This window comes from Streptomyces sp. NPDC060184 (assembly GCF_042728795.1).
In the GTDB taxonomy this organism is placed as follows: Bacteria; Actinomycetota; Actinomycetes; order Streptomycetales; family Streptomycetaceae; genus Streptomyces.
In genome coordinates this window covers 237931-255395 of sequence record NZ_JBHWYX010000001.1, presented here as the reverse complement: position 1 = coordinate 255395, position 17465 = coordinate 237931, and the positions used below count along the sequence as shown (strand labels likewise).

The following is a 17465-nucleotide window of genomic DNA, read 5'->3' as shown; positions in this document are numbered from 1 at the left end:
TTAGTGGACACGATTGCCAGTCTGTTCAGCTTTATCACCACACCCGTCTCTTGGGTGATCGTCCAGTTCCACAAGGTGTACGGGGCGATCTTCGGTGCAGACACGGGCTGGGCCTGGGGCCTGTCCATCGTGTCCCTCGTGATCCTGATCCGCATCTGCCTGGTCCCGCTCTTCGTGAAGCAGATCAAGTCGACGCGGAACATGCAGGTGCTCCAGCCGAAGATGAAGGCGATCCAGGAGCGCTACAAGAACGACAAGCAGCGTCAGTCCGAAGAGATGATGAAGCTGTACAAGGAGACGGGTACCAACCCGCTCTCCTCGTGCCTTCCGATCCTGGCGCAGTCCCCGTTCTTCTTCGCCCTCTACCACGTGCTCGCGGCCATCGCCAACGGCAAGACGATCGGCGTCATCGACCAGCCGCTGCTCGACAGCGCGCGGCAGGCCCACATCTTCGGTGCCCCGCTCGCGGCGAAGTTCATGAACAGCTCGGCCGAGGTGCAGGCGCTCGGCGCCTCGCTCGTCGACGTCCGGGTCGTCACCGCAGTGATGATCATCATGATGTCGGCCTCGCAATTCTTCACCCAGCGCCAGCTGATGACGAAGAACGTCGACCTCTCCGTGAAGACCCCGTACATGCAGCAGCAGAAGATGCTGATGTACGTCTTCCCGCTGATCTTCGCCGTGATGGGCATCAACTTCCCCGTCGGTGTCCTCGTCTACTGGCTGACCACCAACGTCTGGACCATGGGTCAGCAGATGTACGTGATCAACCAGAACCCGACGCCGGGCAGCAAGGCCCAGGACCAGTACCTCGGACGCCTGCTGAAGAGCATCACCCAGCACGGCGAGGTACGCGGCCGGACGCGTCGGAACACCGTCAAGCGCATCTTCGCCAAGGGCACGGAGCGCAACGACATCGAGCGCAAGTTCATCAACGGACTCTCCAAGCTGGGCCTCGCCGCCCAGGAGGACGGGACCGTGGCGAAGAGCGAGTCGTCCGTGGCCGAGGCCGAAGGCGCCACCCAGCGCCGGCACCAGCCCAAGCGGCAGAGCAAGGCGCAGAGGACCGCCACCGTCGGTCAGACCGAGGCGGCCAAGGAACCGGACTCCGGTGACGCCGCGGAGGCCAAGACCTCGCTCCAGAAGCAGGACGACAAGTCGAAGCCGGCGGGCAAGCCCGCGTCGGGCTCCTCACGCCAAGCAAAGTCCGGACCGCGCAAGGGCCAGCAGCGGCCCAAGCACCCGTCCAAGAAGTAAGGGAGTCCATCCGTGTCGGAAGGCACCATCTCCACGGCCGCTGAGGGCAGCGACACCTTGACCCGCCTTGAGCAGGAAGGCGAGATCGCGGCCGACTACCTTGAGGGTCTCCTCGACATCGCCGATCTCGACGGCGACATCGACATGGACGTCGAGGCGGACCGGGCCGCGGTCTCGATCATCAGCGAGTCGGCGCGTGAACTGCAGAAGCTGGTGGGCCGCGACGGTGAGGTGCTGGAGGCGCTCCAGGAGCTGACCCGGCTCGCGGTGCACCGGGAGACCGGTGACCGCAGCCGCCTGATGCTGGACATCGCGGGCTTCCGGGCCAAGAAGCGCGAGGTCCTGGCGGCGCTCGGCGCGAAGGCCGCGGACGAGGTCAAGAGCTCCGGCGAGCCGGTGCGGCTGGAGCCGATGACTCCGTTCGAGCGCAAGGTCGTGCACGACGCGATCGCGGCGGCCGGTCTGCGGAGCGAGTCCGAGGGCGAGGAGCCGCAGCGCTTCGTCGTCGTCCTTCCGGCCTGACCGGAACGTGTTCTGTCGGCCCCGTCTGTTCGCAGGCGGGGCCGATCTTTGTCAGCCTGATAGTCAGCCATCCACAGTGCGGTAGTGCGGTAGGGAAGGACGGTCCCCGTGACGGAGGAAGCAGCGCTCCCTCAGGCACCTGAGGCGGCCCAGGCGGTTTTCGGTGAGTTCTTCCCGGAGGCCGTCCGGTACGCGGAGCTGCTCGCGGACGCGGGTGTCAAGCGTGGACTGATCGGTCCGCGCGAGGTCCCACGTCTGTGGGAGCGGCACCTGCTGAACTGCGCCGTGCTCTCCGAAGTGGTCCCCCAGGACGTCACGGTCTGCGACGTGGGCTCCGGAGCCGGGTTGCCGGGAATCCCGCTGGCCCTGGTGCGTCCGGACCTGAAGATCACGCTGCTGGAACCGCTGCTCCGGAGGACGAACTTCCTCCAAGAGGTCGTCGAACTGCTCGGCCTCGACCATGTGACGGTCGTCCGCGGCCGGGCCGAAGAGGTGCTGGGGAAGCTGCAGCCGGTCCATGTCGTCACGGCGCGGGCGGTCGCACCGTTGGACCGCCTCGCGGGCTGGGGCGTGCCGCTGCTGCGGCCGTACGGCGAGATGCTGGCGCTCAAGGGCGACACCGCGGAAGAGGAGATCAACGGCGCGCGCGCCGCGCTGAGCAAGCTGGGCGTGGTGGAGACCGAGGTGCTGCACGCCGGGGCCGGAGTGGTGGACCCCACGACGACGGTGGTCCGGGTGGTCGTGGGCGAGAGCCCGGGCGGTGTGAGGTTCGCCGCAAAGAGGGCCAAGGCGGCCCGGGTGGGGCGGACGCGCCGTCGGCGCTGAACGGCCCTCCCCGGCTGGGACCGCTGCGCTGCCGCCAGGCAACCTCACCAGGGTTCGGTCGGTCGGCTTGCGGAGCGATGCTCCACAGAAGTAGCCCTGCCCTCGCCACGCGGAGTGTCGGTGCTGGGTAGTTGTCCCGCAGAGGCATCGTGTTTCACGTGAAACGTCGCTCTCTGTTGCAGGGAATCATCGGCCGTGGCCGTGCGGCTGCCACGCCGCGGGACCGCAACCCCGAACGAGCTACCAAGTTGTCCACATCGGTGGAGCCATCCACAGAACAGCGGGCCTCGCTGGTTCACAACCCCGAAAGCATGGCAGGCTCTGTTCATTGCGAGCCTGAAGTCGAGGAGAGTGAATCCTTGCGGTCCGACGCCAACATCGCGGGACCGATGACCGATCCGGTCCCCGGTCCCCGAACCGAGTCCCTGGCGGACGGTGTTTCACGTGAAACACCGCCGCCGATGGATGACACCCCTATTGGCCGTGCGGCCCAGCTGGCGGTGGAGGCCCTGGGCCGTGCCGGCGAGGGCCTGCCACGCCCAGACCGGACGCGCGTCATGGTGGTCGCCAACCAGAAGGGCGGTGTGGGCAAGACGACGTCGACCGTCAACCTTGCCGCCTCGCTCGCTCTGCACGGCGCCCGCGTTCTGGTGATCGACCTCGATCCGCAGGGAAACGCCTCGACGGCTCTGGGGATCGACCACCATGCCGAGGTCCCCTCGGTCTACGACGTCCTGGTGGAGAGCATGCCGCTCTCCGAAGTCGTGCAGCCCGTCCCGGACGTCGAAGGTCTCTTCTGCGCCCCCGCCACCATCGACCTCGCCGGTGCGGAAATCGAGCTGGTCTCCCTGGTGGCACGCGAGAGCCGTCTCCAGCGCGCCATCCAGGCGTACGAACAGCCGCTCGACTACATCCTCATCGATTGCCCCCCCTCCCTCGGCCTGCTGACGGTCAATGCGATGGTCGCCGGGGCCGAGGTCCTGATCCCCATTCAGTGCGAGTACTACGCACTGGAGGGTCTGGGGCAGTTGCTGCGGAACGTCGAACTGGTGCGTGGTCACCTCAACCCGGACCTCCATGTGTCCACGATCCTGCTCACCATGTACGACGGCAGGACCCGCCTCGCTTCCCAGGTGGCGGAGGAGGTGCGCAGCCACTTCGGCAAGGAGGTGCTGCGGACGAGCATTCCGAGGTCCGTACGCATCTCGGAGGCTCCCAGCTATGGACAGACCGTGCTGACGTACGATCCGGGGTCGAGCGGGTCGCTGTCGTATCTCGAAGCGGCGCGTGAGATCGCGCTGCGGGGCGTCGGAGTGCGGTACGAGCCCCAGCCGGCCCATGTGGGCAGTCAGAGCACCCAGCGGAGCATTTCGGAGGGCATCCAGTGAGTGACCGTCGTCGAGGGCTGGGTCGTGGCCTCGCTGCGCTGATCCCGGCAGCTCCCACGGAGAAGCAGGTGGCACCCCAGGGTTCGGGCCAGGTGCTGGCCGCTGAGCGGGGAGTGCCGGCCGCGAAGCTGTCCGCTCTTCCGAACGGGCCTCTGGTGCCCGAGCCGAAGGCGCCCGAACCGCCGGTGGAGCAGCCGGAGTCCGTCCCGGTCGGCGCCTACTTCGCCGAACTGCTTCCGGAGTCCATCCGTCCCAACCCTCAGCAGCCGCGCGAGGTGTTCGACGAGGAGGCGCTCAGCGAGCTGGTCACCTCGATCAAGGAGGTGGGTCTCCTCCAGCCCGTCGTGGTGCGACAGGTGGGGACCGACCAGTACGAGCTCATCATGGGCGAGCGGCGCCTGCGGGCCAGCCGGGAGGCGGGCCTGGAGCGGATTCCCGCGATCGTCCGGGAGACCGAGGACGACAAGCTTCTGCTGGACGCGCTCCTGGAGAACCTGCACCGGGCTCAGCTCAACCCGCTGGAGGAGGCAGCCGCATACTCCCAGCTGCTGAAGGAGTTCAACTGCACCCAGGAGCAGCTGGCCGACCGGATCGGGCGCTCGCGGCCCCAGGTCTCCAACACGCTGCGTCTGCTGCGGCTGCCGCTCTCCGTGCGGAGCAGGGTGGCTGCCGGAGTTCTCTCGGCAGGGCATGCGCGCGCGCTGCTCTCACTGGAGGACCCCCAGGAGCAGGAGGATCTCTCCCGTCGCATCGTGCGCGAAGGGCTCTCGGTGCGTTCGACCGAGGAGATCGTCAAGGTGATGGAGTCGAAGAACACCCGCTCCACCAAGCCGAAGGGGCCGAGGGCGGGAAGTCTGGTCTCACCCGCGTTGAGTGATCTGGCGTCACGGCTCTCGGACCGGTTCGAGACCCGGGTGAAGGTCGACCTCGGCCAGAAGAAGGGGAAGATCGTCGTCGAGTTCGCCTCGATGGAGGATCTCAACCGCATTCTCGGCAGCCTCGCGCCGGGTGAGGGGCGTGTGCTGGAGAGCGGCACCTCCGCGAAGCCGGCCGAGGACGAAGCCGCGGGCTGACGGTTCCGGTAACGCGTGGAAGGACGGGTCCTGTTCCGGCAGCGGAACAGGACCCGTCCTTTGCTCGTTCCCGGGTAGGCGCCTTCTGCACGCGTCGATACGATGCGATCTGGTAGGGCGCATCTCCCGGGATCCAAGGAAGTGAGGGATCGCCTTCATGGGGCGTCGGCTCGTACCGCTCACCCTGGACAACCTTCCGGATCTCCCCCAGCGCTGTCGGTCCTGTGTGTTCTGGGAGTTGGACCCCGTCAGGGCGGAAGCCGCGATCAAGGCGGGCGAGTCGGAGACGGCGAAGGAATCCTGGCTTTCCGCCGTGCTCCTGGAGTGGGGCTCCTGCGGGCGCCTGGTGTACGTCGACGAGGTGCCGGTGGGCTATGTGCTCTACGCCCCGCCGGCCTACGTACCGCGCTCCATCGCTTTTCCCACCAGCCCGGTCTCACCGGACGCCGTGCAACTGATCACCGGATGGATCGACCCCGCGTACCAGCGGCAGGGGCTCGGAAGGGTCATGGTGCAGACGGTGGCGAAGGATCTGCTCCAACGGGGCTTCAAGGCGATCGAAGCCTTCGGCGAAGCGCGGTGGAAGGAACCCGCCTGTCTCCTCCCGGCGGATCATCTGCTGTCGGTGGGCTTCAAGACGGTCCGGCCTCATCCGGTCCATCCGCGTCTGCGACTCGATCTGAGGACGACGCTCTCCTGGCGGGAAGATGTCGAACTGGCCCTGGACCGGCTGCTGGGAGTGGTGCAGAAGGAACCCGTGCTCCGACCGCTCTGAGACGGACGAGAGCCACGGAGAGCTCATCGTGACGGAGTACCGGGGGCGGAGCACTGGGGACGGAGCACCGGCACGGCGAAAAACGGGCACAGCAGAACGGGTCGGCCCCGTGGAGAGGCCGACCCGTTTCACGTGAAACATGCTCCGTGCGTGCCGCTGGGCGCGCACCGAGCGGGTGGTGCTTACTTCGAGACGATGAAGTCTTCGAGGTCGCGGATGATCGCGGCCTTGGGCTTGGCACCGACGATGGTCTTGGCGACCTCGCCACCCTGGTAGACGTTGAGCGTCGGAATGGACATCACGCCGTACTTGGCGGCGGTTTCCGGGTTCTCGTCGATGTTGAGCTTCACGATCTCGATCTCGTCGTGCTCAGCCGCGATGGCCTCCAGGGAGGGGGCGATCTGGCGGCACGGACCGCACCAGGCGGCCCAGAAGTCAACGAGAACGGGCTTGCCGCTCTTGAGGACCTCTTCCTCGAAAGTAGCGTCGGTAACGTCCTTCAGCGCGCCGGCCACGGCGGCCTCCTTAACTACAGGGGTGGGGGTGTGGGTGGAGCAGTTCAGACGGCCGGGGTCTTCTCCGGCTCGGCGAGCTTCTCGTCCGCCAGGGCGGCCAGGAAGCGTTCGGCGTCGAGAGCGGCCGAGCACCCGGTGCCGGCCGCGGTGATGGCCTGACGGTAGGTGTGGTCGACGACGTCGCCGGCACCGAAGACGCCCGTGAGGTTGGTACGGGTCGAGGGGGCCTGGACCTTGAGGTAGCCCTCCTCGTCGAGGTCGAGCTGCCCCTTGAAGAGCTCGGTCCGCGGGTCGTGGCCGACAGCGATGAAGAGGCCGGTGACCGCCAGCTCGGAGGTCTCTCCGGTCTTGGTGTTGCGCAGGGTCAGACCGGAGAGCTTCTGCTCGCCGTGCACACCGGCGACTTCGCTGTCCCAGGCGAAGTTGATCTTCGGGTCGGCGAAGGCGCGCTCCTGCATCGCCTTGGAGGCGCGGAGCGTGTCACGGCGGTGGACGATGGTGACCGACTTCGCGAAGCGGGAGAGGAAGGTCGCCTCCTCCATGGCGGTGTCGCCGCCACCGATCACCGCGATGTCCTGGTCCTTGAAGAAGAATCCGTCGCAAGTGGCGCACCAGGAGACGCCGCGTCCGGAGAGGGCGTCCTCGTTCGGCAGACCGAGCTTCCGGTGCTGGGAGCCGGTGGTCACGATGACGGCCTTGGCGCGGTGGACCGTGCCCGCCGTGTCCGTGACCGTCTTGATCTCGCCGGTCAGATCCACGGCGACCACGTCGTCCGGAACCAGCTCCGCGCCGAAGCGCTCGGCCTGGGCGCGCATGTTGTCCATGAGGTCGGGACCCATGATGCCGTCCTGGAACCCGGGGAAGTTCTCCACGTCGGTGGTGTTCATCAGCGCACCACCGGCGGTGACGGCACCCTCGAAGACCAGGGGCTTCAGCGAGGCGCGAGCGGTGTACAGGGCGGCCGTGTATCCAGCCGGCCCGGAGCCGATGATGATCACATTACGGACGTCGCTCACGGGTGTCTTCCTCGTCTCTGCGGTCTGCCTGCTTGTCTGAGGGGGTCGGTTCAACGACTCTCACCCCACCCAACGGATCCTACGGGGCGTGCATTCCCGATCCCTCCCGCGTGGCGTGGGGCACATCGGGGTCAGGTACGGGGGTAGGCGTGGGTGAACAGAAGGGTGCCCGTGTCCGAGGGATCGGAAGCGGTGCATCCGGCGTCGACGAGGTATGCGGTGACCAGGGAAACGTCCGTGGGGTGCGGCAGCACCACGAGGTAGGTCTCCGTCCCCCGGTAGATCCCCGTCTCCACCGCGAGGACGGAGTCGGTACGGCCGAGTGCCTGCTGGACGCAGGAAGGTACGGAGGGTGCGCGCAGGGGACGGTCGGCCGTGGGTGCCCCGGAGGGGCTCGCGTCCTGCGGGGTGTTCTCGGCGTCCTCGGTGTGCTGGAGCGCGGAGGCGCTGCCCAGCAGGCCGCGCACCTGATCCGCGAGCGTGGCCGTGGTGAACTCGACGGCATGCGACGCGGCTGCCCCCGTGCTGTCCTCCGGAGGCGCGGACGCGGCCATGGCTCCCGAGCCCGTCTTGTCGGACGAAGCTCCGGCCGTCATACCCGCGGTCTGGAACACGAGGGCGCCCATGCCCAGAAGCGCGGCGCCGAACACGGTGCCGAGGACGACGCGACGGCGCCGGGGGAAACGGCGCCGGCCCGGGCCGGTGGCGGTGCTCGGCGGACGGGTGATGGAACGGGGCATCGGTGCCCCGGGCTTCGGCGGTGTTCCGGCAGCCGCGCCCGCGGTCGGCCCGGTGGTGCGCTCGGTGGTGTGCGCTGTCGGCCGCTCAGTGGTCCGTGCTGCCGGTTCATCGGCCGCTGTCGCACGGTCCGCGGTTTCCCTCGTCGCTGTCTCACCGCCTGCGGTTTCCCTCGTTTCTGTGTCACTGCTCGCGGTTTTCCTCGTCGCCGTTTCACGTGAAACATCGACGCTTCCCGGCGGGGAGACCGAGGGGGCGCGGGTGTCGAGCAGTGCCTCGGCGGCGAGAGCCGCCTCGATACGGCCGGCGATGTCGGCCGGTACGGGGGAAGGCTCCGGCAGCGAGCCGAGCAGGGACCGGATCTCTTCCAGGGAGGAGCGCACGTCTTCGCAGAGCGCGCAGGTGAGGAGGTGCCGCCGGATCTCCGTGGCCCGGGCGACGGAGAGGACGCCTTCAGCGAAGTCGGAGATCTCGGTGACGTCCGGGTGCTGAGTCGTGTCGGTCGTGGATGTCATGGATGTCCGCCTCCGCCCTGCGCTGCGGCAGGATCATGCGCTCCCGCGTCCCTGGGCGCTGACGCCCGTGGGACGAATGGATCTTCTGATCGGTTCCGCTCGGAACCTGGCGGGCCCTTGCTCGTCAGCGGTGGGTCCTCCGTGCCACGCCCGCGCAGATGATCGAGCAGCGGCAGGAGCCGGGCCCGTCCCCGAGCACAGCGGCTCTTCACCGTGCCGGTCGGCACGTCGAGGATCACGGCCGCCTCCGCGACGGGATATCCCTGCATGTCCACGAGGACCAACGCGGCGCGTTGCTCGGGAGGGAGCGTAGCGAGCGCGGCCAGCAGCTCGCGGTGCACATCCTGACGCTCCGCAGGCGCCTCGGCCGACTCGTGCGGTTCCAGTAACTGATCGAGGCGCTCGGTGGTGTCCACCGGTGAGGTCCTGCGGGAGGCGGCCTTGCGCGCCCGGTCCAGGCAGGCGTTCACGGTGATCCGGTGCAGCCAGGTGGTGACGGCGGAGTGCCCCCGGAAGGTGTGGGCGGCGCGGAACGCGGAGACGAGGGCGTCCTGGACCGCGTCCGCCGCTTCCTCCCGGTCTCCGAGCGTCCGCAGCGCCACGGCCCACAGACGGTCCCGGTGGCGCCGCACCAGCTCACCGAAGGCTTCCGGTACGCCTGCCACGTGTTGTGCCAGCAGTTCCTGGTCACTGGTGTCGGCGAATCTGGCGTCGTCCAACGGTGAGCTCCCCGCCCCTCGCGTCCGTCAGCTGGTGACCTTGATCTCGGAGACCTTGCCCCGGTAATCCTTCCCGCTGCCGGGCAGTTCGGTGAGCCAGACGAGAAGGTACCGCGCCTGGACGGGGTTCCCGGGCTTGAGTGTCACGTTTGTACCCGAGCCGTCGGCCACCTTGGTGAAGCCGTCGGGCATGGACGGCGGGGTCGCGTCCTTCGCGGTGCGCAGCTCGACCGAGGTGGTGCCGTCGAGGAAGGAGACGTCCACGGAGCCGACCTGCTGCACCTTGCCGAGGTCGAGAACCATGCCGACGCCCGTTTTGAGGGCGCCGAACTTGGCGGTGTAGTAGCTCTGGGTGGACCAGTAGGTGCTGGGGTCACCGTCGTAGGCGTTCTTTATCGCCTCGGGCTTCTCGCCCCCGTCGGTGCCGAGAGGGTCGTAGTCCCGGGCGTCCACGATGGTGATCGGCTTGCCCGAGACGAGGACGTTCTTGTCGGTGCTGCCGCTGTCCGTCGTCCGGGTGGTGTCGGTCTCCTCGGTCTTCTTGTTGTCCAGGAGCGTCTCGGCGAGCTGCCAGCTGCCGAGCCCCAGCGCGGCGATGAGCAGGGCGGAGACGGCCCACTTCAAGGCTCTGCCGGTACGGCTCTGGAGCGGGGCCGGAGGCGGGGCCATGACCGGCACCGACTGTGCGGGATGGGCGGACGGACGCCCGTACGTCCCCTGCTGGTAGGTGGTCCGCTGGTACTCGGGCGGAGCGGTGAAGGTCGGCTCGGGCGGCAGGATGCGAGGCATCGCGGCGACCGCCTTGGCCAGTTCGTCCGGGGTGGTGCAGGCAGGCTCCTGCCGTGAGGCGGTGGCGCCGTCGTTGGCGAGCGCGCGCATGGCGAGCTCGGAGAGTCCGCGGTGGACTCCCGCCCGGACCTGGTCGGGGGCGATGAGCCCCACTTCCTTGGGCAGGCCGGTGAGCCCGTAGGCGTCGTTCTCGTAGGGCCACCGCTGCGTGAGCGCCGCGTACAGCAGGGCGCCGATCGCCTCGGTGTCCGTACGCAGCGGCCGGTCCGCCGTGATGCCCCGCAGGGCGGCGTCCACGGCGAGGCCCCGGATGCGGTACTGCCCCGTGGAGCTGCGCAGGACGGCTCCAGGGGTCAGGCGCAGGTGGGCCAGTCCTTCGCGGTGCGCCGCCGCCATGGCCTGGGAGAGCTGTCCGACGAGCTGGAACGCGTCGTGCGCCTCCATCGGGCCCGCGGCGAGCAGCGCGGTGAGTTCGACGGCGTCCGGGAGCCACTCGTGGACGACGTAGACGAAGTCGCCCTCTTCCACGGCGTCCAGCACCTGGACGAAGCGCGGGTCGCCGAGCAGGGCGGACGAGCGTGCCGCCGCCAGGACCGGCCTGGCACGGGGGTGATTCGCGGCGAGCAGGTGGACGCCCACCGCGCGCCGCAGCTTCTCGTCCATCGCGCGCCAGCTGCTGAAACCGTCCAGCCGGGTGACGCACTCTTCGAGCCGGTAGCGCTTGGCCAGCTTGTGGCCGCTGTGCAGATCGGGCGCAGGTGGCTCTGCGGGGGAGCCGGCGTCCTTGTCGTCCACGCCGTCGGGGCTCGCACCCGCCGCGCTCTTGGCTTCAGCCGTCCCGTCGGTCGTGGCCTCGTCCGCCTTGGCGGCCAGCGGCTCGTCGCCGCTGTTGTCGGCCACGTCGACGGCAGCCGTGCTACGTTCCGCCACCGTCGTTCCTGCCTCCCCATCCGTTGCGCGATGCCAGCCAGCTCTGCTCACAGTCACGCCAATTGTGCCCACACTCCGGCGCTATGCACGACACGCGGAGACCGGCGATGGTTGTGTGCTGCGGCGTCCGTTCAGCGGCCGAGCCGTCCCCGGACCATACCCATCAGGCCGTTCACCTCTTCGATCCGCATCTTCTTGGCCGCTCCGAAGAAGACGCCGAGCAGGAGCAGACCGCCACAGATCAGCGCGGCGATCGAACCGAACACGCCTTCGCCGAGAAGTTCGAGCAGGGCGACTCCCACGACACCTCCGACCAGTGCGGCGGGGATCGCCGCCATGCAGAGGCGGGCGTACGTGCGGACGACGCGGGCGCCGTCCAGATCGCCGCCGAGCCGCTTGCGCAGCCGTCGCCAGGCGACGCCGACCCCGACCGCGTAGGCGAGCCCGTAGGACGCCGCCATGCCGACCACCGCCCAGCGGGCCGGGAGGACGACGTAGCAGAGGGCCGACGCGGCGGCGTTGACGGCCGCCACGATGACCGTGTTGTAGAAGGGGGTGCGGGTGTCCTCGTACGCGTAGAAGCCGCGCAGCACGACGTACTGCACCGAGTACGGGATGAGGCCGAGGGCGAAGGCCATCAGGATGAAGCCCATCGACCGTGCGGACTCGGACCCGCTGGACCCGTAGAGCAGGGTGCACATCGGCAGGCCGAGCGCGAGGAAACCGAAGGACACCGGGACGATCGCGACGGCGGAGTTCCGCAGCCCCTGGGAGATGTCGTCGCGGACCGCGCCGGGGTCGTTGTCGTGCGCGGCACGGGCGATGCGGGGCAGCAGGGCGGCCATCACGGAGACGGTGATGATGGCCTGCGGCATGCCCCAGATGAGCTGGGCGTTGGAGTACGCCAGGAAGCCGGTGCCGTCCTGGCCGGAGAGCTTCCCGGCCGAGGTGGCGAGCTGGGTCACGACCAGGACGCCCGCCTGGTTGGCGAGGACGAAGAGCACGGTCCACTTGGCCAGCCTGATGGTCTTGCCGAGGCCGTGGCCCTTCCAGTCGAAGCGCGGCCGGAAGCGGAAACCCGCCTCGCGCAGATAGGGGATCATCGCCAGCGCCTGCACCGTGAGGCCGAGCAGGGTGCCGATGCCGAGCAGGCGCACGCCGTCCGGCGGGATGGTCTCGACGCCCATCCGGGATTCGGCGGAGGTGCCGTAGACCCAGATGAAGAGACCGAACGTGGCGATCATGACGATGTTGTTGAGGACCGGGGTCCACATCATCGCGCCGAACTTGCCACGCGCGTTCAGGATCTGCCCCATCACGACGTGCACGCCCATGAAGAAGATCGTCGGCAGGCAGTAGCGCGCGAAGGTGATGGCCACACTGTTGGCGTCGGGGTCCCTGGCGATGGGGAGCGACATCAGTTTGATGAGCAGGGGCGCGGCGAACACGGCCGCGGCCACGATCACACCGAGTGCCACCATCACCAGGGTGAGCAGGCGGTTGGCGTATGCCTCGCCGCCGTCCTCGTCCTCCTTCATGGAGCGGACGAGCTGGGGGACGAAGACGGAGTTCAGACCGCCGCCGACGGTGAGGATGTAGATCATCGTCGGCAGGGTGTAGGCGATGGTGAAGCTGTCGCCGAGCAGGACGGTGCCGAGGGCCGCCGTGATGACCAGGCTCCGGACGAAGCCGGTGAGCCGGGAGACGAGCGTTCCGGCGGCCATCAGGGCACTGGACTTGAGGAGTCCCGAAGCCCGTCCGCCGGACTTCTGCTGCGGCGCGGGCGCCTTGGCGGGTTCGGGTTCGGGCGTGCCCGCGTGCCGGCCGCCGGAGGAGCCTTCCTGGTCCCGGAAGAGGTGGGCGAAGGCGTCCGGCTCCACCTCGTCCTCCGAGGCGCGGGTGACGAGGTCGTCGACGCCCACGAACTGAGTCGTCAGGGCGTCCTCTCCGTAGGGAAGGTGCCGGGAGGGCCCTGCGGGCTCCGGTGCGGGCGTCTGGGCCCAGAGCCGGGGGTCCGGGGGGTACTGGGACGCGGGAGGCTGCTGGTAGAGCGGCTGCGGCTCCGCGTACGTGCCCGGGGGCGGCGGCGGGTGGGACGCCCGGTCGTACAGGGCTTCGCCGACCGGGTCCTGGGCGGCGAGATCGCGCGCCCGGTAGGGGTCGTGCTCGTAGGCGTGCTGGAGGTACGGATCGGCCGGAGCCATCTGGTCCGGTCCCGTCTCCGGGGGCACACGGTCGGCGCCCGTCCCGCCCGCGCCATGCACGCGGTCACCGTCGTACGGCGCGTTCATCGAAACCCCACCTCATCGTCCCCGGCCGACCGGCCTCGACAGACATCGCTCAACGGTCCACTTTCTCACCCGTCCCGGACGGGTCCCCGCTTTCCGGCCCGGTGTCCGGTGTCGGGTCACTCGGCTGCTCGGGTTCGCCGCCGCCGCCTTCCGACGTGTCGCTTGCGACGGCGCGCTTCCGGTGGTTGTACATCCTCACACCCGCGAGGACCAGCAGCAGCAGTCCGCCGGCGATCACCAGCAGAACCGTCGGCGTCAGTTCGGAGACCTTCACCGTGAAGGTCATCTCGTCGCCGTAGGGCGTTCCGTCCTCGGTGAAGAGACGGGCCCTGATCTGCACCTGGCCGTTGACGTTCGCGTCGGCGTCGAACTTCACCGACTGGCTGTGACCGCCCGCGATCGCCACCGGCAGCTCCGCGACCGCGCCGTCGTCGTTGAGCTTGAGACGGGTGGCGTTGTCGGAGGTCAGCCGGAGCACCAGGTGGTCGACGCCCTGCACCAGCTGGTTCTGCACGGTGACGGGGATCGTAGCGCTGCGGCCGGAGAGCGTCACGTCGGACTTCGTGATCAGGTTCACCTGGCCGACGAGCCCCTGGAGGTACGTGCGGACCGCGTCACGGTACTGCTGGGCCTCCAGCGGCTTGCCCCGCCAGGAGGTCGACATCGAGCGGTTGATGGCGTTGCCGAACGGGGTCACCACCCGCTCCGGCTGCGTCAGGATGACCTGGAAGCTGTTCAGCGAGTCCTGGATGGCCCTGATGTCCTGGAACGCCTGCGTGGGCAGTTCCTGGCTGCGCAGCTTCTTCGGGTAGGCGGACGAGCTCGGCACCCGGGTGGTCGCCCTGGCGTCGGGCTTCACCTCGGAGGCGGCCACCAGGTCCACGGACTCCGTCCAGCGGCCGTCGTCCAGCGTCCTGAGGGCCCGTGCCATCGTCTGTGCCTGCGCGGCGGTGGGCATCCGCTGGGGAGCCACCACGATGCTGCGTTCCTTCTCCTCGTCCTGCTTGGTGAACGCCAGGGTCTGGGAGAGGAAGTTCTGGACGGCGAGTGTGGAGCGTTCGCCCCCCGTCATGTCGCCGCCGAAGGCCGTGGAGAGCCGGTAGTCGGCCACGACCGCGTTCGTACCGCCACCGATCGGCCGGGCGGCCGTGGGGGTGTACAGCAGGTTGCCGGTCTCCTTCAGGCTGTCGCTGCGGGCGATCACGTTGTGAGCCCCGGCCGACGTGGCCACGTCGACGATCGAGGGATCGACGGCACCGTCCACGGGCCAGGCGAAGTCGGTGGTCGGCGTGGTGTGCAGCACCGTCTCGACGGTGGTCGTTGCCGCCTCGGTGGCCGTCTGCAGATGGCTGAGGGTGCCCGAGACGTTCTTGCCCCGGTGGGCGATGGACGCGAGGTCGGGGTCGGCGAACGGAAGGGCGACGACCTTGCCGCCGTTCACCGCCTTCTGCAGGTCGTCGAGCCACTTCTTCGCGACCGCCTGGTGGGTGCCCGGGACGGTGGTGTCCCCGGACTTGACCCGGTAGGTCCCCGCCATCGCGTCGACGCTGGCCAGCAGATCCGGATCGATCACCCAGGTCACCGGGGCACCGCTGCCCAGGGAGACGAGCTGTTCGAGCCGGCCGCCGGGCTCCAGCTCGGTGGCGAGCTCGTCGTCCTGGAAGACGGGGGTCTGCTGCTCGTCCGAGGCGGTCTCGGCCGTGATGTGCGCCGAGGCGATCAGCGGCCAGAGGAAGGTGAGCTTGGACTTGGCGTCGCTCTCCTCCGGCTGCCAGGGGAGGAAGGTGCGCTGGATACCGAGCACCCGCTCGTAGGAGCTGCCGGAGGTCTGCCCGGTCAGGGAGACGGCCAGTTGGTAGACACCGGCGGAGTCCAGCGGCAGCTTGTCGACCGGCACGGAGAGCGAGAAGTCCTGGCTGACGCCCTTGCGGAGCGTGGCCACCTGCACGGTGTACGGGTCGCCGAGCGGCTCCGCGTCGACACCCGGCAGATATCCGGTCCGCTTGGCGTTCGCGTCGATCGAGGAACGCCCCGAGAGCCGCGGACCGACCCGGAGGTCCACCTCGGCGTCCTTGATCGTCTCCTTGCCCCGGTTGGTCAGGGTGCCGGAGACGACCAGCGTGTCTCCTTCGACCGGTGCGCTGGGAGCGAGCGAGTTCAGCGCGACGTCGACCGTGCTGGAGACGGGGGCCGCCTTCTCCGCCGTGCCGGTGAGAGGAGCCGATGCCGCCGGCCCGGCGAGCAGACCGGTCAGCAGGGGCACCCCCAGCAACACGGACGCTGTACGCCTCATCCACCGGCGAGCAGGAGAGGGAAGTGTCCCCTGGGAGTCTGCCGCCTCGGCCACGCGTGTACCCGTCCCTCGTCGTCGTCAGCTGGGGTGTCGATCGCTGTCGGTTCTGCGTCCCCGCATGGTAACGAGGTGCGCTGTGGCGGAGTGCTCCGGACCGCCCCTCATGATCGGCAGAGTCTCGCAGGGCTCCTGGAAACGATGACGCCCGGGCCGGTCGGTGCACGTACCCTTTTCTGTTGTGCCGAACGCCAACGAAGACAAGACCAGCGCCCTGAGCCAGGCGGAGCCCCGTGCGGTCAGCGAACTGCTGCGGGTGTCCCCCGTCGCCGACGACCTCGCCCGCCGTTTCGAGGAGGCGGGGTTCTCCCTCGCCCTGGTCGGCGGCTCGGTCCGGGACGCGCTGCTCGGGCGGCTCGGGAACGACCTCGACTTCACCACCGACGCGCGGCCGGAGGACGTCCTCAAGATCGTCCGTCCCTGGGCCGACGCGGTCTGGGAGATCGGCATCGCGTTCGGCACGGTGGGCTCGCAGAAGGACGGCTACCAGGTCGAGGTCACGACCTACCGCTCGGAGGCGTACGACCGGACCTCCCGGAAGCCCGAGGTCTCGTACGGGGACTCCATCGAGGAGGACCTGGTCCGCCGCGACTTCACGGTCAACGCGATGGCCGTCGCCCTGCCGCGGAAGGAGTTCGTCGACCCGCACGACGGGATGAAGGACCTCGCCGACCGGGTCCTGCGCACCCCCGGAACACCGGAGGCGTCCTTCTCCGACGACCCGCTCCGCATGCTGCGGGCCGCACGGTTCGTCGCTCAGCTCGACTTCGAGGTGGCCCCCGAGGTCGTCGCCGCCATGAAGGAGATGGCGGCCCGCATCGAGATCGTCTCGGCGGAGCGTGTCCGGGAGGAGCTCAACAAGCTGCTCCTCTCCGAGCACCCCCGCAAGGGTCTGGGGCTGCTGGTCGACACGGGACTTGCCCGGTACGTACTGCCGGAACTGCCGGCGCTCCGGCTGGAGAGTGACGAGCATCACCGCCACAAGGACGTCTACGAGCACTCGCTGACCGTCCTGGAGCAGGCGATCGACCTGGAGAAGAACGGCCCGGACCTGATCCTGCGGCTCTCCGCGCTCCTCCACGACATCGGCAAGCCCCGGACCCGGCGCTTCGAGAAGGACGGCCGCGTCTCCTTCCACCACCACGAGGTGGTCGGCGCCAAGATGGTCAAGAAGCGTCTGACGGAGCTGAAGTACTCCAACGACATGGTCAAGGACGTCTCCCGGCTGGTCGAGCTCCACCTGCGCTTCCACGGCTACGGCGACGGCGAGTGGACCGATTCGGCCGTCCGCCGGTACGTGCGCGACGCGGGGCCCCTGCTGGAGCGGCTCCATAAGCTCACCCGTTCGGACTGCACGACCAGGAACAAGCGGAAGGCGAACGCTCTCTCGCGTACGTACGACGCGCTGGAGGAGCGCATCGCGCTGCTCCAGGAGCAGGAGGAGCTGGACTCCATCCGCCCCGATCTGGACGGGAACGCGATCATGCGGATTCTCGACGTCGGTCCGGGGCCCGTCATCGGTCAGGCGTACGCGTTCCTGCTGGAGCTGCGGCTGGAGAACGGGCCGATGGGCGAGGAGGCCGCCACAGCCGCTCTCACCGAGTGGTGGCGGGCTCAGAACTGATCCGCCGGTTCGTCCCGCGGGGTCGTGTTTCACGTGAAACACGACCCCCCGGGGGGGGGGGGGGGCGGGGGGTGTAGGGGGAACACCCGGGGTGAGGGGGGGGGGGCCCGAGCACGCCGCCCCGCCCAACCCCACGCG

At 69.0% G+C, this 17465-nt stretch carries 14 protein-coding genes; 7 read left to right on the top strand and 7 right to left on the bottom strand.

What is annotated here, in order from left to right; all coding sequences use genetic code 11:
• Nucleotides 1-3: 3 nt before the first annotated feature.
• The 6 genes from yidC (at nt 4) to ACFWEE_RS01020 (ending at nt 5840) form a co-directional block, all read left to right on the top strand.
• On the top strand, nt 4-1257 hold the full coding sequence (yidC, locus tag ACFWEE_RS01045) for a membrane protein insertase YidC (RefSeq protein ID WP_386885233.1): 1254 nt from the start codon (nt 4-6) through the stop codon (nt 1255-1257).
• A 12-nt stretch (nt 1258-1269) separates the two neighbouring features.
• Nucleotides 1270-1779, top strand: a complete 510-nt coding sequence (locus ACFWEE_RS01040) for a R3H domain-containing nucleic acid-binding protein (RefSeq protein WP_266706608.1) — start codon at nt 1270-1272, stop codon at nt 1777-1779.
• A 108-nt stretch (nt 1780-1887) separates the two neighbouring features.
• A complete protein-coding gene (gene rsmG, locus ACFWEE_RS01035; RefSeq protein WP_266706607.1) occupies nt 1888-2604 on the top strand; it encodes a 16S rRNA (guanine(527)-N(7))-methyltransferase RsmG in 717 nt (238 codons plus the stop codon).
• 311 nt (nt 2605-2915) lie between these two features.
• A complete protein-coding gene (locus ACFWEE_RS01030) occupies nt 2916-3992 on the top strand; it encodes an AAA family ATPase (RefSeq protein WP_327176811.1) in 1077 nt (358 codons plus the stop codon).
• Nucleotides 3989-5065, top strand: coding sequence for a ParB/RepB/Spo0J family partition protein (locus ACFWEE_RS01025; RefSeq protein WP_386885231.1), 1077 nt, complete (start codon nt 3989-3991; stop codon nt 5063-5065). The genes ACFWEE_RS01030 and ACFWEE_RS01025 overlap by 4 nt, the downstream gene beginning before the upstream one ends.
• Nucleotides 5066-5222: 157 nt before the next feature.
• Nucleotides 5223-5840, top strand: coding sequence for a GNAT family N-acetyltransferase (locus ACFWEE_RS01020; RefSeq protein ID WP_386885229.1), 618 nt, complete (start codon nt 5223-5225; stop codon nt 5838-5840).
• Between the two features lie 182 nt (nt 5841-6022).
• Here ACFWEE_RS01020 and trxA read toward each other — a convergent pair whose 3' ends face one another.
• From trxA to ACFWEE_RS00985, 7 genes are all read right to left on the bottom strand, one after another.
• Nucleotides 6023-6355, bottom strand: a complete 333-nt coding sequence (gene trxA / locus ACFWEE_RS01015) for a thioredoxin (RefSeq protein WP_386885228.1) — start codon at nt 6353-6355, stop codon at nt 6023-6025.
• 44 nt (nt 6356-6399) lie between these two features.
• Nucleotides 6400-7371 (bottom strand): thioredoxin-disulfide reductase, encoded by a 972-nt coding sequence (trxB, locus tag ACFWEE_RS01010; protein WP_327176807.1) that lies wholly within the window; start codon nt 7369-7371, stop codon nt 6400-6402.
• Nucleotides 7372-7502: 131 nt separating this feature from the next.
• The gene (locus tag ACFWEE_RS01005; protein WP_386885226.1) at nt 7503-8624 is read right to left on the bottom strand and encodes a hypothetical protein; all 1122 of its coding nucleotides are present in this window, start codon (nt 8622-8624) and stop codon (nt 7503-7505) included.
• The gene (gene sigM / locus ACFWEE_RS01000) at nt 8621-9343 is read right to left on the bottom strand and encodes an RNA polymerase sigma factor SigM (RefSeq protein WP_386885225.1); all 723 of its coding nucleotides are present in this window, start codon (nt 9341-9343) and stop codon (nt 8621-8623) included. The genes ACFWEE_RS01005 and sigM overlap by 4 nt, the downstream gene beginning before the upstream one ends.
• Nucleotides 9344-9370: 27 nt before the next feature.
• Nucleotides 9371-11062 (bottom strand): protein kinase family protein, encoded by a 1692-nt coding sequence (locus tag ACFWEE_RS00995; protein ID WP_386885224.1) that lies wholly within the window; start codon nt 11060-11062, stop codon nt 9371-9373.
• Nucleotides 11063-11193: 131 nt separating this feature from the next.
• The gene (gene murJ / locus ACFWEE_RS00990; protein ID WP_386885222.1) at nt 11194-13353 is read right to left on the bottom strand and encodes a murein biosynthesis integral membrane protein MurJ; all 2160 of its coding nucleotides are present in this window, start codon (nt 13351-13353) and stop codon (nt 11194-11196) included.
• Between the two features lie 49 nt (nt 13354-13402).
• Nucleotides 13403-15700: a DUF6049 family protein gene (locus ACFWEE_RS00985; RefSeq protein ID WP_386885220.1), complete on the bottom strand. Its 2298-nt coding sequence runs from the start codon at nt 15698-15700 to the stop codon at nt 13403-13405.
• Nucleotides 15701-15884: 184 nt separating this feature from the next.
• Between ACFWEE_RS00985 and ACFWEE_RS00980 the strand changes: the two genes are divergently transcribed.
• Nucleotides 15885-17327: a CCA tRNA nucleotidyltransferase gene (locus ACFWEE_RS00980; protein WP_386885219.1), complete on the top strand. Its 1443-nt coding sequence runs from the start codon at nt 15885-15887 to the stop codon at nt 17325-17327.
• The last annotated feature ends 138 nt before the right edge of the window (nt 17328-17465 follow it).